This is a genomic window from Microbacterium marmarense (genome assembly GCF_037204165.1).
In the GTDB taxonomy this organism is placed as follows: Bacteria; Actinomycetota; Actinomycetes; order Actinomycetales; family Microbacteriaceae; genus Microbacterium; species Microbacterium marmarense.
This window is the reverse complement of sequence record NZ_JBBDGL010000002.1, coordinates 403,393-417,593: the sequence shown is the minus strand read 5'-3', so window position 1 is coordinate 417,593 and position 14,201 is coordinate 403,393. Positions and strand designations below refer to the sequence as shown.

General features: G+C 62.6%; 10 protein-coding genes. 9 read left to right on the top strand and 1 reads right to left on the bottom strand.

From position 1 onward, the window contains the following. Positions 1-93 precede the first annotated feature (93 nt). The 8 genes from WDU96_RS08375 (at position 94) to ndk (ending at position 10,887) form a co-directional block, all read left to right on the top strand. Positions 94-1,707, top strand: coding sequence for an ABC transporter substrate-binding protein (locus WDU96_RS08375; RefSeq protein ID WP_337338039.1), 1,614 nt, complete (start codon positions 94-96; stop codon positions 1,705-1,707). A gap of 28 nt (positions 1,708-1,735) precedes the next feature. After that, the gene (locus tag WDU96_RS08370; protein ID WP_337338038.1) at positions 1,736-2,722 is read left to right on the top strand and encodes an ABC transporter permease; all 987 of its coding nucleotides are present in this window, start codon (positions 1,736-1,738) and stop codon (positions 2,720-2,722) included. Beyond that, a complete protein-coding gene (locus tag WDU96_RS08365; protein ID WP_337338037.1) occupies positions 2,719-3,531 on the top strand; it encodes an ABC transporter permease in 813 nt (270 codons plus the stop codon). The genes WDU96_RS08370 and WDU96_RS08365 overlap by 4 nt, the downstream gene beginning before the upstream one ends. Further along, positions 3,528-5,054 (top strand): ABC transporter ATP-binding protein, encoded by a 1,527-nt coding sequence (locus WDU96_RS08360; RefSeq protein WP_337338036.1) that lies wholly within the window; start codon positions 3,528-3,530, stop codon positions 5,052-5,054. The genes WDU96_RS08365 and WDU96_RS08360 overlap by 4 nt, the downstream gene beginning before the upstream one ends. 247 nt (positions 5,055-5,301) lie before the next feature. Beyond that, the gene (gene ileS, locus WDU96_RS08355; protein WP_337338035.1) at positions 5,302-8,676 is read left to right on the top strand and encodes an isoleucine--tRNA ligase; all 3,375 of its coding nucleotides are present in this window, start codon (positions 5,302-5,304) and stop codon (positions 8,674-8,676) included. Further along, positions 8,673-10,031, top strand: a complete 1,359-nt coding sequence (locus WDU96_RS08350; protein WP_337338034.1) for a bifunctional folylpolyglutamate synthase/dihydrofolate synthase — start codon at positions 8,673-8,675, stop codon at positions 10,029-10,031. The genes ileS and WDU96_RS08350 overlap by 4 nt, the downstream gene beginning before the upstream one ends. Positions 10,032-10,051: 20 nt before the next feature. Then, positions 10,052-10,450 carry a DUF4233 domain-containing protein gene (locus WDU96_RS08345; RefSeq protein WP_337338033.1) on the top strand — a complete coding sequence of 133 codons (399 nt, stop codon included), beginning with the start codon at positions 10,052-10,054 and terminating at the stop codon, positions 10,448-10,450. Between the two features lie 23 nt (positions 10,451-10,473). Then, positions 10,474-10,887 carry a nucleoside-diphosphate kinase gene (gene ndk, locus WDU96_RS08340; RefSeq protein WP_337338032.1) on the top strand — a complete coding sequence of 138 codons (414 nt, stop codon included), beginning with the start codon at positions 10,474-10,476 and terminating at the stop codon, positions 10,885-10,887. A gap of 22 nt (positions 10,888-10,909) precedes the next feature. Here ndk and WDU96_RS08335 read toward each other — a convergent pair whose 3' ends face one another. Next, positions 10,910-11,512: a vitamin K epoxide reductase family protein gene (locus tag WDU96_RS08335; protein ID WP_337338031.1), complete on the bottom strand. Its 603-nt coding sequence runs from the start codon at positions 11,510-11,512 to the stop codon at positions 10,910-10,912. A gap of 304 nt (positions 11,513-11,816) precedes the next feature. Here WDU96_RS08335 and WDU96_RS08330 point away from each other — a divergent pair, with 304 nt between their 5' ends. Beyond that, entirely contained in the window at positions 11,817-14,198 is a 2,382-nt protein-coding gene (locus tag WDU96_RS08330; RefSeq protein WP_337338416.1) for an Rne/Rng family ribonuclease, read from the top strand. The last annotated feature ends 3 nt before the right edge of the window (positions 14,199-14,201 follow it).

The window sequence follows — 14,201 nt, the reverse complement described above, 5'->3', positions numbered from 1 at the left end:
GCTCGCATGCGGCTGCGACGGTGTAAATCCACTCAGTCCAATAATGGGCTACGGTTGTCATGTTCCCCCATTTGCTGCTGCTGAGGTTGTGTCATGCCATCGCTACGTCGTCTTTCTGCTGTCGCCGCTCTCGTCGGTGCGAGCCTGATCCTTGGATCGTGCGCTGCCACGGCCGATTCCGAGTCACCTGATCCCGCAACGGGTGAGGTGGTGTGGGCTATCGAAGGCGCGAATCTCTCGGCGGGCCACATGGACCCTCAAACGAGTCAGTTGGATGTGTCTGGAATGGTGCAGCGCGTCGTCCTCGACTCGCTTGTCTTCCAGGAGGCCGATGGCACTTTCAGCCCATGGCTTGCCGATTCGTGGGAGATCTCTGAAGACTCCACGCAGTACACCTTCATGTTGCGAGACGACGTGACCTTCACGGACGGCGAAGCGTTCGACGCAACCGCGGTGAAGGCGAACTTCGATCGGATTGTCGACCCGGCCACAGAGTCGGCGCAAGCAGCGAGCATGCTCGGCGGCGACTTCTACGCCGGTACCGAGGTGATCGATGACCACACGGTGACGGTCTCGTTCACCCAGCCCTACGCGCCCTTCCTGCAGGCAGCGAGCACGGCGCTTCTCGGGTTCTATTCGCCGGCGGTGCTCGACGCTCACGCCGACGAGCTCAAAGCGGGCGGTCCCGACGTCACTGTGGGCACTGGACCGTTCTTGCTGAGCGAGTACATCCCGGATCAGGAGATCATCTACACCCGCAACGCTGACTACACGTGGGGTCCGAATGGAGCCCTCGCACCGACATTCGAAACGCTGCGCGTGAGCATTCTGCCGGAGGCTTCTGTGCGCGCAGGCGTTGTCACAAGCGGCGAAGCCGACCTGGCGAGCCAATTGCCCCCGAACGTGGCGTCGACACTGGGCGATGACGTCAGCGTCGAGTCGTTGGAGTACCCCGGGCTGCCCTACTCGCTCTATCTCAACGAGCAGTATGGCGTCTTCGCTGACCCGCTCGTGCGCGAAGCTTTCTCGCGAGCGATTGACATCGAGCCTGCCGTCGAAGAGATCTTCTTCGACCAGTTCCCACGGGCCTGGTCGATTCTGGGGTCGACGACGCCCGGTTACAACGCAGGCCTCGAAGACACGTGGGCGTTTGACCCCGATCTCGCCAACTCGCTGCTCGATGAAGCGGGCTTCACGGAGTACGACGACGAGGGCTACCGGGTCAAAGACGGCGACCGGCTTTCTGCACGATGGATCGCGTGGACGCCCGTGCCCGATGATCGAGCAGCACTTGCCAACGCTATTCAGCAGAACCTGCGCGACGTCGGATTTGAGATTGTGCGCGAAGTGCTCGAACCGGGCGCCTACAACGAGCAGTACGGACCGAAGACCTTCGATCTCACCGACTGGGGCTATTCAGGTGTCGACCCGGATCTGCTGCGCAACCATCTGCACACAGACGGATTTCAGAATGCATCGCAAGTGAGCGACGCCGATCTTGACGCATTGCTTGAGAGTGGGGTTGCCGCTACAGACCCCGCACAGCGCGCGTCGATCTACGGCGAGGTCCAAGAGTGGAACGCTGAGCACAATGCCATCGTTCCCCTCTACAGCCCTTCGCTGATTACCGCCGTTGGCGACACCGTGGCCGGCCTCGAATACGATCTGTACGGGCGTCCGCTGTTCTACTCTGTGACTGTCGAGTGAAGCGACGCCCTCGTTGTGAGAGGGATCTATGAGGCGGGACGCGGACACCAGCCTGTGGGGGCGCTCTCTTACATGGGTCGGGCGACACGTCGCATCCATCGTCTTCGTTCTCTGGGGGGCGGCCACGCTCGCCTTCGTCGCGGTTCGGATCATTCCCGGCGATCCAGTGGAAGTGATGCTCGGGCCGCAAGCGCAGATCAGCGACGCCGCGAAAGACCAGATCCGCGCTGAACTTGGGCTTGACCGGCCGCCGTTCGAACAGTACGTCACCTACCTGTTGCAGCTCGGCAGCGGTGACCTGGGAGATTCTTACCAGCTGCGCATGCCCGTCATCGATGTGATCGGTCGACAGCTTGAGTCAACCGTGCAATTGACGTCACTCGCACTGCTACTCGCGGCCCTCATCGCGGCAGCGGTGGCGCTTCTCGCGCGAGGGCCTGCCGGTCGCGGCATCGCCTCGGCGTCTGAACTGGTGGTGTTGTCGACTCCGGTGTTTTGGATTGGACTGCTGCTACTCGCCGTCTTCGCATTCCAGTTGGGCTGGTTCCCGGTCTCGGGAGCACGTGACCCGCTGTCGCTCGTGCTGCCCGCGGTGACACTGGCGCTGCCGGTCGCGGCGCTCCTCGGGCAGGTGTTGCGTGACGGAATCGAGTCGGCCGAGCGCTTGCCTTTCGCTACCACCGTGCGCGCCCGCGGTGCCAGCCCAATGTGGCTCACGCTGCGCCACACAGCCCGACACGGCGCGTCGAACGCGCTCACACTGGCCGCCTATCTCATCGGCTCTCTCTTGGGCGGCGCGGTGCTCGTCGAAACCGTGTTCGGCCGCCCGGGCATCGGCCGTGTGACGCTCACCGCCATCACGGATCGCGACCTCCCCGTGATCACTGGCGTGATCTTGCTCAGTGCGGTGGTGTTCGTGATTGTGAATCTCGTCGTCGATGCGCTCTACCCGCTGCTCGATCCGCGCCTCCGCGCCTCACGGCGACGGGCCCGCACGCGGGAGGATGCCGCATGAGCATCGCGCGCCGCGCACTACTCACGATTGCTCTCGTTGTGCTGGCCGTGATTGCCGCCATGGCCCTCGCGCCAGCGTTGTTCACGTCGCTTGATCCGCTGACGACCGACGTGCGGGCAGCCCTCGAGCCCCCCAGCGCTGCGCATCCCTTTGGAACTGACCAGAGCGGGCGAGATGTCTTCACGCGTGTTGTCTACGGCGCATCACGTTCGGCCGGAATCGGTCTGCTCGCCACCACATTGGCCTTCACCATCGGGCTGGTGATCGGCGCTCTTTCAGGTAGCGCCCCTCGGTTGGTAGATGCTGCGACTATGCGCGCTACCGACGTGCTTCTGGCCTTTCCCGAGTTTCTGATCGCCCTCGTGGTGGTCGCGATCCTCGGGCCCGGTCCAGTGAATATTGCTGTCGCTGTCACGATCGCCGCGGTTCCCGTGTACGTGCGACTCGCTCGAGCACAGACGCGCACCCTGTTGCAAGCCGAACACGTCGAGGCGGCGCGCATACTCGGCGTGCGTGCTTTTCCTGCGTTCCTCAGGCACGTGGTGCCAAGCGTGGTGGGTGCACTGAGTGTGCTTGCGACGATCGGGATCGGCTCGAGCATTCTGGCCGCCGCAGGGTTGTCGTTTCTGGGCCTGGGCCCAACGGAGCCCACGCCTGAGTGGGGACTCATGCTCTCGGGCGGTCGAAATGTGCTCGGCCAGGCGTGGTGGATTTCGCTGTTCCCTGGGCTGGCGATCACGCTGACGGTCGTGGCAGCAACCGTAGTGGGACGACTTCTGCGCGCTCGAGCGGAAGGCAGATCGCTGTGACGGCGCTACGTGTTGAGAATCTGCGGGTTGCCTTTGAAGACCGAGTGGCGGTCGATGACGTGAGTTTCGAGGTAGGCCCTGGCGAATGCCTCGCGATCGTCGGCGAATCGGGCGCAGGCAAATCCCTCACCGCGGGCGCGTTGCTGGGGCTGTTGCCCAATGACGCTGCGGTCACGGCAACCGCGCTCGAGGTCGATGGCATAGACGCGTCACACTTGAGCGAACGCGGCTGGCGAGAGTTGCGCGGGGCACGCATTGCGCTGGTCTCGCAAGACGCGCTCGTGTCGCTTGATCCGCTTCGGCGCATCGAGCGCGAGGTCGTCGAAGCCTTCGAAGTGCACAACGGGCAGTTATCGCGCTCTGCGCGGCAATCGCGCTCGAGCGATCTGCTGCGTGCGGTGGCAATGCCTGATCCCGAGCGGCGAGCTCGACAGTTTCCTCACGAGCTATCCGGCGGATTGCGCCAGCGCGCCCTTATCGCGTCCGCCCTCGCCGCTGCCCCCGCCGTGATCATCGCAGATGAGCCCACCACGGCCCTTGACGCTACGGTGCAAGCGCGCGTGCTTGCGCTTCTGCGCGAAATCGTTGATCGCGGTGTGGCGATCGTCTTCATCAGCCACGATCTCGCCGCCGTCGCACGAGTGGCCGATCGCGTTGCGGTGATGCAACACGGAAAGATCGTAGAGTCAGGCACCGTTGCCGAGGTGCTCAGCGCACCGCAGCATCCTCATACCAAAACGCTTGTAGCGGCCGCTCGGCATTCACCGCGTGCCCCACGCGAGCCGGCAAGTGACATCGTGCTCGAGGCTAGGGGCGTGACCAAGGCATTTGATCGAGTCGCTGTCAGCGACGTTTCGTTCGCGTTGACGCGCGGGCGCACTCTTGCGGTGGTCGGAGAGTCAGGCTCGGGAAAAACCACGCTCGCACGCCTGCTCATCGGAGTGGAGCAGGCAGATACGGGCCAGATACTTCGTGGTGGCAATGTCTGGCCGTCTGGCATGCGCGACAGTTCCCCCGTGCGGGTGCAACTCGTGCACCAGAACCCTCTTGGCGCCTTCAACCCGCGCTGGAGCATCGGTCGTTCATTGAAGGAGGCGCTCGACGCCGTGGGCGTTGCGCGGACCGAACACCCGGCGCACATTGCCCAGCTGTTGCGGGACGTGGATCTCGATCGCGATGTGCTCACGCGCCGACCCCGCCAGCTATCGGGAGGTCAACGTCAACGCGCAGCCATTGCTCGGGCGCTTGCGACAGACCCGGACGTGCTGGTGCTAGACGAGCCCGTGTCTGCGTTGGACGCCTCGGTGAGGGAGCGTGTGCTGCTGATGTTGCACCGCATTCAGGACGAGCGCGACCTTGCGATGCTCTTCATCTCCCACGACCTAGGAGTCGTCGCGTCAATCTCAGACGAAGTTCTTGTCATGCAGGACGGCGTCGTGGTGGAGTCCGGTGTGACATCGAAGGTATTCGCCAACCCCCAGCATCCCTTCACGCGTGAGCTGCTCACGGCGTCAGGCGCATGAGCAGCCACAGCGAAAGAGCAAAAGTGCGAGTAGAATCTTGCTACCAGCACCGATCCGGCTATCACCGGGGAGCTCTCGGAAGAACAGTCGAGAACGTTTCGGCCAAGTAGAACCGAGCGGGTCAGGCCCGTGACAGCCACAGTGAGAGAGGACGGATGCAGCAGCATTCGTCACGCGGGGTGGTACCGCGGCTCTTCCTTTCGGGAGCGTCGTCCTCGCAGGAAGCATTGCAACCTGCTGGAGTGACATGTCGTATCCCAAGTCCGCATTCGGGCCGGCCGTAGACGCGGTCGTACCAAGTCCGCGGTTTCCCTCGATCGAAGAAGACGTTCAGTCGTTCTGGCGCGAAGATGACACCTTCCGCGATTCCATTGCCCAGCGCGAGAGCTGCGAGGAGTGGGTCTTCTACGACGGACCTCCGTTCGCCAATGGCTTGCCCCACTATGGTCACCTGCTGACCGGCTATGCCAAAGACGTCTTTCCGCGCTTTCAGACGATGCGCGGCAAAAAGGTCGACCGCGTCTTCGGCTGGGACACCCACGGCCTACCCGCTGAACTCGAAGCGATGAAACAACTCGGCATCACCGAGAAAGCTCAGATCGAACAAATGGGCATCGCCACCTTCAATGACAAGGCGCGCGAGTCGGTGATGGCGTATTCCGAAGAATGGAAGACATACGTCGGTCGCATGGCCAGGTGGGTCGACTTCGAACGCGGCTACAAAACGCTCGACACGAACTATATGGAGAGTGTGCTCTGGGCGTTCAAGCAGCTCTACGACAAGGACCTCGCTTACGAGGGCCACCGAGTCTTGCCGTATTGCTGGCGCGATGAAACTCCGCTCAGCGCGCACGAACTGCGTATGGATGACGACGTCTACAAGATGCGTCAAGATCCGTCTGTGACGGTAACCTTCCCCCTCGTCGGCGCCAAAGCGGAGGTTCTCGGGCTGACCGGTGTGCGCGCCCTGGCCTGGACGACAACGCCCTGGACTCTTCCCACGAACCTGGCCCTGGCCGTTGGGCCCGCGATCAGCTATGTGGTCATTCCAGGGGGGCCGGCAGGTGCTGCCGATGTGCACCGTGACGCCGATGGAACGGCAGACGATCCTCTTGAAGCAACGGCACATCGATATCTCATTGCCGAGGACCTGCTGGCTGGCTACGTCAAGGACCTTGGGTACGAGTCCGTTGACGACGCTCGCGCCGCCATCGAACAGACGATACTCGGTGCTGAACTCGCTGACGTCGCGTACGACCGGCTATTCGATTACTACGCCGACTCCGAGACCTGGGGCACGCAGGACGCCTGGCGAATTCTCGTCGATGAGTACGTGACGGTTTCTGACGGTACCGGCATCGTGCACCAGGCTCCTGCTTTCGGTGAAGATGACCAAAGAATCACGGAGGCTGCAGGCATTCCGCTCGTCATGAGTCTCGACGACGGTGGTCGGTTCCTTCCGCAGGTGACCGATGTCGCGGGCGAACTGTGGATGGACGCCAACACGCCGCTTGTGCGCCTGGTTCGCCAGTCAGGACGACTGTTGCGCCTTGCCAGCTATGAGCACTCCTACCCGCATTGCTGGCGTTGCCGCAATCCCCTTATCTACAAGGCTGTGTCTAGTTGGTTTGTTCGCGTCACGGAGTTCAAAGACGACATGCTCGCCAACAACGAGCAGATCACGTGGGTGCCAGAGAACGTCAAGCACGGGCAATTCGGCAAGTGGCTTGAAGGCGCCCGCGACTGGTCGATCAGTCGAAACCGGTACTGGGGCTCGCCGATCCCGATCTGGAAGAGCGACAATCCCGAGTTCCCGCGCACCGACGCATACGGTTCACTCGCAGAGATGGAACGCGACTTCGGCCGCCTGCCACGCAATGCCGACGGTCAAGTTGACCTTCATCGACCGTTCATCGATGACCTCACGCGCCCGAACCCCGATGACCCTTCGGGCACATCGACGATGCGTCGTATCGAAGACGTGCTCGACGTCTGGTTCGACTCAGCCTCGATGCCGTACGCACAGGTGCACTACCCGTTCGAGAACCAAGAGTGGTTCGACGCCCACTCACCCGCCGACTTCATCGTGGAGTACATCGGGCAGACTCGTGGCTGGTTCTACGTGATGCATGTGCTGTCGACAGCACTGTTCGATCGCCCAGCCTTCACCGGTGTGTCTTGCCACGGCATCGTGTTGGGCAACGACGGACAGAAGATGTCGAAGTCGCTGCGCAACTATCCCGATGTCTCTGAGGTGTTCGACCGCGACGGCTCTGACGCGATGCGCTGGTTCCTCATGGCCAGCCCCGTACTGCGCGGGGGCAACCTGGTTGTCACCGAGGAGGGCATCCGAGCGGGCGTGCGTGAGTTCATGCTGCCACTGTGGAGTAGCTGGTACTTCTTCGCCACCTATGCCAACGCCGCAGGCGGTCAGGGCGACGTGGGGTACGAAGCGACGTGGCGCACGGATTCGACAAACGTTCTCGATCGGCACATTCTGGCCCTCACCGGTGACCTAGTGCGTGACGTTGCTGCTGATCTCGACGCCCTCGATTCAACTCTGGCAGCCGCCAAACTGCGCGAGTTCGGTGAGGCGTTGACCAACTGGTACATCCGTCGTTCGCGTGATCGATTCTGGGTTGGCGTGTCAGACGACGAGACTAGCCGTGAAGCGTTTGACACCTTGTACACCGTGCTCGAGACGCTGACACGGGTCGCAGCTCCGTTGATTCCGCACCTTTCGGAACGCGTCTGGCAGGGGCTCACTGGTGGACGCAGCGTGCACTTGCAAGACTGGCCCGATGCGGCCGCTTTTGCTGCTGCCGCCGATATTCGCAGTGCGATGGATGCCGTGCGCCAGGTGTCAAGCGTCGCAAACGCGCTTCGCAAGAAGGAAGGCAAGCGCGTTCGTCTGCCGCTTGCATCGATGACCGTAGTGCTGACCGATGCGCAGGCACTCGAGCAGTTCGACGACATTCTGCGCGACGAATTGAATGTGAAGAACGTCGAGCTTGTTGAACTGCGCGATGACACCGCTGGTGCCTATGGAATCACCCACCGTCTCGCCGTGAACGCGCGCGCCGCGGGTCCCCGGCTGGGTAAGCGAGTTCAGCAAGCGATCCAGGCATCGCGCACGGGCGCCTGGACCGAGCAAGATGGAGTCGTCACCGTGGTTACCCCAGACGGGGAGCTGCCGCTGCACGCGGGGGAGTACGACCTGGTGCTCGAGACGACAGGAAGACCCGACGGCGAGGCGCTTGCTTTGATTCCGGGTGGTGGCTTTGTTCTGCTCGACACTACGACGACCGCGGAACTCGAGGCAGAAGGCCTCGCGCGCGATCTCATCCGCGCGGTGCAAGACACTCGAAAGGCTGCCGGGTTCGACGTGAGCGATCGCATTCGTCTCGAATTGGCATTCACCGATCCGTCCGATGAAGCCGCCGTTCGTTCCGCGTTCGATGTCGCTGATATCGCCGGTGAGACTCTCGCTGTTTCTCACGCTGTCACTCTGGGCGCCCTCACCGATCAGAGTGCCGACCACCGCGCTGAGTTCAGCGCGGGAACCTATGCGAATCGTGGCGACTTCATCGTCGCAGTGTCGAAAGTCGAGGCAGCAGCATGAGCGATAAAGACCGCAAGCGCGCCGACGCCGTCTACTCGGCACTCCTTGCTCGCCAGGGAGAACAGTGGGTGCAGCCACGCGTCGAGCGCACGCGACGCGTGCTGGAGTTCTTGGATGACCCGCAGCGTACGTTCCGTGTTGTGCACGTCACTGGCACGAATGGGAAGACATCCACCAGCCGGGTCATTGAGAGCCTGGTGCGCGCCCACGGACTGCGCACGGGGCTGTTCACCAGCCCGCACCTTGAGCGTTTCACCGAGCGCATCATGGTGGATGGCGAGAATGTCGCCGACGTTGCCGTTGCGGATGCGTGGGACGAGATCGAACCCTTCGTTGAGATCGTCGACGCCGAGCTCGCAGCAGCCGACGACGCTCCTTTGACCTTCTTCGAATTGCTCACCGTTCTTGCCTTTGTCGTCTTCGCCGATGCGCCGGTAGACGTTGCGGTGATCGAGGTCGGCATGGGTGGTTCGTGGGACTCCACTAACACCGCCGATGGCGATGTTGCGGTGTTCTCGCCAATTGACATTGACCACGCCGACCGCTTGGGCAACACGATTGCCGAGATCGCGGAGGTTAAAGCTGGGATCATCAAAGACGGAGCTGCTGTTGTTTCCGCACGCCAGTCTCCCCAAGCAGAAGCCGCGATTCGAGCCGCGGCAGGCGCTCGTGGAGCGTTGGTTTCATTCGAGGGCACCGATTTCGCTCTCACTCAGCAGCGTCTCGCGGTCGGTGGTCAGCTCGTCTCGGTGCGCGGGCTGGCTGGCACCTATGACGACGAGTACTTGCCGATCTATGGCGAGCATCAGGCATTCAACGCTGCGCTTGCCATTGCCGCCGTTGAGTCTTTGGTGGGCGGAGGCACACAGCCAATCGCGCCCGACATCCTTACCGAGGCGTTCGCCCAGGTCACGACGCCGGGACGGCTGCAGCTAGCGGGAATCAACCCGACCGTCTTGGTGGATGCTGCCCACAATCCGCACGGCGCACGAGCCCTTGTCGCCGCGTTGCGCGAGTCGTTCGATTTTGACGAGTGGGGCATGGTCGTGGGCGTGCTCGCCGACAAAGATGCGTCCGGCATCGTCGACGCTTTGGCACCGGCAGCAACTCACATCTTCGCGACGGCACCGACTTCTGAGCGAGCGAGCGATGCCGACAGCGTGGCGGATCTCGCAGAGGAGCGGGGCTTGCCCGTCACCGTGCACTCCGATCTATCAGCGGCCGCAATGGCAGCCCGCGAGTGGGCCGCAGCGGCAGACCGGCGCGCCGTGATCATCGCGGGCTCGGTCATTCTCGCCGGTGAGGCCATCGTGCTCGCCGACGCAGAGGAGTGGAAGTCGGGTTGGCAAGAGTGACCGGGCCAGACAGCTCGAACGTGCCTGCCAAGCCGGCACGCGCGCGGCGCCCGCGAGGAGCCGCGGAGTCGCTCGCCTCGATAGTGCTGACCTTTGAAGCGGTTATCGCATTTCTCGGGGGCCTGGCGATCTTTGGGCTAGAGGCCCTGCCCGAGTCCGTGCCGCAGTGGTGGGGTGTGGTTGGGGGTGTCGCTGTTGCACTGTTGATGCTGCTCACGGCCGGTCTCGTTCGCTATCGCTGGGGAATCGCCGTGGGATGGCTGCTGCAGCTGATCGTCGCACTCGGCGCCTTCTTGGTGCCGGCGCTATTGTTCGTGGCGATCATTTTCGGTGGCATGTATGCGTATGCCACCATCAAAGGAAGCTCGCTTGATCGCATCAACGCCAAGCGAGCTGCATCACCAACCGAACCTGCCTGATTCAGGCGAACGGAGATATACAAATGTCAACGGAAGAAACTCTCGTCCTCGTCAAGCCCGACGGCGTCGCTCGTGGCCTGACTGGCGCAATCCTGGCCCGCATCGAGGCCAAGGGCTATTCGCTCGTCGATGTTCGACTCGTCGAACCAGATCGCGCCAAGCTTGAGCGACACTACGCCGAGCACGAGGGCAAGCCGTTCTACGAACCGCTCCTCGAGTTCATGATGTCTGGCCCCTCAGTGGCCATTCGTCTCGCGGGAAACCGCGTCATCGAAGGATTTCGGTCGCTGGCGGGAACCACTGACCCGACCTCGGCCGCTCCGGGAACGATCCGTGGCGACTTGGGACGCGACTGGGGGCTGAAGGTTCAGCAGAACCTGGTGCATGGTTCCGACAGCCCAGAATCTGCAGCGCGTGAACTCGAGATCTGGTTCTGAACAATGACGCGGCAGCGCTCTCTTAGAACAGCGCGCCTAAGACGTCGAGTCGAAGCTGCGCGATGACGGCGATAGCCGCGTAACTGAGAACGGTCAGCACGGGAACCCACCCCGTGAGTTTGCCCGCGCCGCGTCGAATAGACGCAGGCGCGGGCAACAAGCCCGTGTGCAGCGTGTAGAGAGTTACCGCGTAGAAGGTGGGGATGGTCACCGCCCACGTCACCATGCACCAAGGGCACAGCGTGCCAAGTACGAAGATGCTCTGGCTGATCAGCCAGATCACGAAGACGAAGGCGAGCGTAAGCCCGAGTTCGAACAGCAGCCAGAACCACCGTGCGAAACGCGCCCTTGCGAGAATCGCCATTCCCACCACGATGGGGGCAGCCCACGCGGTCAAGCCCATGAGCGGGTTGGGAAAGCCGAAAACGCTCCCTTGCCAGGAATCGAGGTTTGCAGAACATTGCACCAGCGGATTGAAGTCACATGAGGCGGCTTCACCAGGATTCGTCAGGGCATGAAACTTCTCGATTGTCAGCTGAAAAGCTGCCCACCATCCAATGACGCCGGCGATCACCAGCCACACTGCCAGAGCGGTTGGACGAGTGCGAGGCGACGGATTGGGCATGTGCAGGATTATCCCACTGACGCTGACGTCGAGCTGACAAAACGACATTGTCAACTCGCGTATTGCGCGTCGGCGAGCAATCGGCGCGCGAAAGTGCGATAATGAGGATTGATGTGCCGCGGCCGCGCCGATGCGCACATCACCGAAGACTTCAGGGCAACGAAGGCCCTTGGCAGCACAACGTCTCACCACGAGAGTTGAGAGTGTGCTGCAGACCGAGTGAGAGAGCGGCACCGCAGGTGCGGCACCGCACAAGATTTTGCCGGGTCGCGCGCGGCGCGACCCCGCAGGGAGTAAACCCTTGATTGCCGATGGCATAAACGAAGAATTCGACACACCGACCGCCCCCGAGGCCTCGCTGGCGCAAGAGTCTGGGAACGCTGCACCGGCGGTTCCCGGCGATGCACCCGACGCCCTGCCCACAGCGGCGGCAGAGCGGCAGCCGAGCGAACCGGCCGCCGAAGAAGCGCCCCGCGATGACACTCCTGCAGAACAACCTCCCGCTGGCGACGCGCCCGCGCAGGCAGCAGAGGTCAGCGCGTCGGCGGGAGAATCGAACGCAGATTCCGATTCTCAAGACGCCGTAGAAGCCGAGCCGGTCGAAACAGCACCGGACTCCGGCCCCGTCACCGCGGTGAGCCTGGGCTTGTTGCCCGAAACGTTTGTGTCGGCAGTTTCCACGCAATTGATGTTTTACGCGCCTGAGATCACGGTTCTGCCGAGCGTGGCTGAAGACCAGCCTTCCCAGGCTGACAACGACGGACCGCGGGGGAGCAACCGTCGCCGCAACCGCCGGCGGGGTGGCGATACCCGACAGGACTCGAGCGAGCAGTCGGATTCCGCGCAGACCCAGCCGCACCATCGTCAGCGAGCCGTCGAGCTCATTACCGAGCCGCAGCGCATCAAGGGTTCGACGCGACTCGAAGCAAAGAAGCAGCGACGCCGCGACGGACGAGAAGCAGGGCGTCGCCGCGCGGTCGTCACCGAAGCTGAATTCCTTGCTCGCCGCGAAGCCGTGGATCGCGTCATGGTCGTTCGTTCGAAGAACGGTCGAGTTCAGATCGCCGTGCTGGAAGACAACGTGTTGGTAGAGCACTACGTCGCTCGCAACCAGGATGCGTCGTTGATCGGCAACGTGTATCTCGGGCGGGTGCAGAACGTGCTGCCGAGCATGGAAGCCGCGTTCGTCGACATCGGCAGGGGCCGCAACGCGGTGCTGTACTCGGGTGAAGTCGACTGGGACGGTGTCGAGACCGGCAATCAGCCACGTCGCATCGAATTGGCGCTGAAGTCAGGTGACAAGGTTCTGGTCCAGGTCACCAAGGACCCCGTCGGTCACAAGGGAGCACGCCTGACGAGTCAGATCTCGCTTCCTGGTCGCTACCTCGTGTACGTCCCCGGCGGCGCGATGAACGGCATCTCACGCAAGCTCCCAGACACCGAACGTGCTCGTCTGAAGAAGATCCTCAAGGAAGTGCTGCCGGAATCTTCCGGTGTCATCGTTCGCACAGCAGCCGAGGGTGCGACCGAAGAACAGCTCACCCGCGACGTGCAACGACTCACAAATCAGTGGGAACACATCTCAAAGCAAATCCAGTCGATCGGCGCTCCCGCGCTGTTGCACTCCGAGCCCGATCTTCTGGTCAAGATCGTGCGCGATGTTTTCAACGAAGACTTCACGCACATGCTCATCCAGGGCGACGAGGCGCACGAGACGATCACGACGTACTTGCAATCGGTCGCCCCCGACCTTCTCGACCGCGTCAAGTCACATGAGGGTGAGCGCGATCCCTTCGACGAGTACCGCGTGACTGAGCAAATCGAGAAGGCGCTCGACCGCAAGGTCTGGCTTCCCTCCGGTGGTTCGTTGGTCATCGACCGCACCGAGGCGATGACGGTCGTTGATGTCAACACCGGAAAGTTTGTCGGCACGGGTGGAAATCTCGAAGAGACGGTCACTAAGAACAACCTTGAAGCCGCTGAAGAGATCGTGCGCCAGTTGCGCCTTCGAGACATCGGCGGGATCATCGTGGTCGACTTCATCGACATGGTGCTCGAGTCGAACCGCGACCTGGTGTTGCGACGGTTGGTCGAATGCCTCAGCCGCGACCGCACGAAGCACCAGGTCGCTGAGGTGACGTCTCTGGGCCTCGTGCAGATGACGCGCAAGAAATTGGGGCTCGGGCTGCTTGAAACGTTCAGCGAGGCGTGTGACGTGTGCGCAGGCCGCGGTGTTGTCGTGCACCACGACCCGGTCGTCAAGCACCGCAGTGCGAATTCAGGCGGACAACAGCCGCGCCGCTCTCGCGGCGCTGCACAGCAGCAACAGCCGCCTGCTCAGGCGAACGGCGGCACTCATGTCATCACCGAGGGCGTAAAGTCCGCGCTTGCCCAAATCGCAGCATCCACAATTCATCATCCAGATGAGTCGGTTGCCGACGAATCACCTGCGGAAACCGACGTGGCAGCTGAACCGCGCGCCAAGAAGCCGCGCAAAAAACGCAAAGAGCCAGTGGCGAAGGCTCCTGCCAAACAGCAGGCTCCCAAGACTGAGAAGGACCTGCTGCTCGATTCAGTACTCGAGGCGCTACCCGAGCCGAAGGCCCCCGGGCAGGGACGCGCGCGTCGACGCGTGACCACGGCTGCCCTCACCGGCACACCTGTCGCGCACGTTCCAGAAGACTAGGCC

Bases quoted from the DNA above. Each gene is read 5' to 3' on its own strand.
- WDU96_RS08375 (WP_337338039.1), top strand. From the start codon at position 94: ATGCCATCGCTACGTCGTCTTTCTGCTGTCGCCGCTCTCGTCGGTGCG.
- WDU96_RS08370 (WP_337338038.1), top strand. From the start codon at position 1,736: ATGAGGCGGGACGCGGACACCAGCCTGTGGGGGCGCTCTCTTACATGG.
- WDU96_RS08365 (WP_337338037.1), top strand. From the start codon at position 2,719: ATGAGCATCGCGCGCCGCGCACTACTCACGATTGCTCTCGTTGTGCTG.
- ileS (WP_337338035.1), top strand. From the start codon at position 5,302: ATGTCGTATCCCAAGTCCGCATTCGGGCCGGCCGTAGACGCGGTCGTA.
- WDU96_RS08350 (WP_337338034.1), top strand. From the start codon at position 8,673: ATGAGCGATAAAGACCGCAAGCGCGCCGACGCCGTCTACTCGGCACTC.
- ndk (WP_337338032.1), top strand. From the start codon at position 10,474: ATGTCAACGGAAGAAACTCTCGTCCTCGTCAAGCCCGACGGCGTCGCT.
- WDU96_RS08335 (WP_337338031.1), bottom strand. From the start codon at position 11,512: ATGCCCAATCCGTCGCCTCGCACTCGTCCAACCGCTCTGGCAGTGTGG.